Raw genomic sequence first — 1,878 nt, forward strand, 5'->3', positions numbered from 1 at the left:
TTTCGATTGTTTCTCTGGATTTCTTGGGGCGGCCGCTCGATGTATTTTCCTTCGGGCTTAACGCGTCTTCTTTTATTCGCACGGATTTAGGAACTTTCGCGTATCCGTATCCCAACAATACGGGAAAAGGTTATATCGCCGGAACGGAATTCTCAGGACGTTTGTTCTGGAATCCGGTTTCCGACATACAGTTAAATTTCTTAGGCGGGGCGTTTCTGCCTTCGCTTGGGAACGCGGATCCAAAAGCGGCAATGTCTGTTCGCGTGGAAATAAATCTTGTAATTACGTTATATTAATTAAGGGGGAGAAAATGAAAAAGGCGATTTTAGCGTTTTGTTTTATCTTAGCTGGAATGGGCGTTTTTGCCCAGAACGGCATTGTAAAGGAATTAAGCGGTACGGTGGAATTAAAAAAACCGGGAACCGACGTTTATGTGGCGGCTAAAGCAGGGGACTCGTTAAACCAGAGTACCGTGATTTCAACCGGCTTTAAAAGCACCGCCATTATTCAGGTTGGAAGCACCGAGATTGCCGTGCGCCCTCTAACGCGCCTTACGCTGACGGAAATAAGCGCCGCGACCGACACCGAAAAACTTAACGTCAACCTTCAGACGGGAAGGGTACGCGTTGAAGTAACCCCCCCCGCGGGGAAGAAAGCGTCCACTACGGTAGCAAGCCCCAGCGCCACCGCTTCCGTGCGCGGCACCGGTTTTGAATTCGACACCAAGAACCTTTTTGTGGAGCATGGGGCCGTAAGCTTCAAAGGGAACAGGGGCGCGGGAATGCTGGTAAACGCCGGAGCGTCCTCACAGGTAAGTACGGAAGGCAAGGCGGCAAACCCGATTGTCATCGCCAACAACAACCTTAGGCCGGCGACGCCGGTTGGCTCTGGTGAAGTAACGGGCGGAGCCCAGGAATCTCCCTCAGTATCCGCCAATCCTAGGACGGGGATGATTTCAATTTATCTGGGCCCTGCAGAATAAAACTTAATGAACTGGAAAAATTTAATTATAGGGTTTGGGGCGGCGTTTTTTTTCTCGTTTTTGTATATACTGGGTGTCTTTGGCCCGCTTGAAAACCGAACATATGACCTGTTCCTCCATTTCCGTTCCAACCGTGAACGTACTTCTGAAGTTACTTTTCTTGACGTAGACGACAACGCCATAGCATATAACGGCGTTTTCCCCTGGCCCCGTTCAATAACCGCGGACGCGCTTTTACGGTTAAAGGAATACGACGCGCGCGCCGCTATTTTTGATATTGAATACATCGACTCCGGCCCCAAGGGGGTAGATACCATTTATCTGAACCAGGGCCTGCCGGCGGACTTTAACCGCAGTTTCCAGGAGATCAATTCCGCGGCTTCTGATATTTTTTCCGCTTTAAGTACCGGCAGATTAAGCCGTGCCGATATTAACAGGTACGCGAATGATTTTTCCGGCATTGTAAAAAACGAGCAGACAAGGCTTTTTAGCCGCGCGCAGGGCGTGGCGCGTGACAACGACCTCTACATGATTCAATCTTCCGCCCTGTTTGGCAGAAGTTGGGCGACATTAAACCTGCGCCCGGAACCTCTCCGCGGCGAACAGGCCGAGCGCCGCCCCATTGCGGAAGAACATTTTGCCTATCCTGTTAATGCCGCGCCCAATACCAATAAGGGAAAATTTATCGATATTCTTCCCGCCCTGCCGGGTTTCGCATTGTCGGCGCAGGGAGCCGGTTTTACCAATGTTGAAATTGACACGGACGGCGTAAGGCGGCGTATCCATCTTACGCAGAATATTAACGACCACTGGTATTTACAGCTTGCCTTCGCCCCCCTGATTAATTTTTTGGGAAGCCGCGGAATTGATCTCCTGGAAACTGCGGTTAAAGTCCG

At 50.6% G+C, this 1,878-nt stretch carries 2 protein-coding genes and 1 pseudogene; all 3 read left to right on the forward strand.

Annotated features, from left to right (window positions below):
• Positions 1 to 296: pseudogene (locus ACYVTD_RS12215) on the forward strand (hypothetical protein); the annotation flags it as partial.
• A 14-nt stretch (positions 297 to 310) separates the two neighbouring features.
• Positions 311 to 982, forward strand: a complete 672-nt coding sequence (locus ACYVTD_RS12220; protein WP_461248033.1) for a FecR domain-containing protein — start codon at positions 311 to 313, stop codon at positions 980 to 982.
• Between the two features lie 6 nt (positions 983 to 988).
• On the forward strand, positions 989 to 1,878 hold an 890-nt coding region (locus tag ACYVTD_RS12225), incomplete at its 3' end, for a CHASE2 domain-containing protein (protein ID WP_461248034.1).

Source organism: Treponema sp. R6D11, from assembly GCF_054786075.1.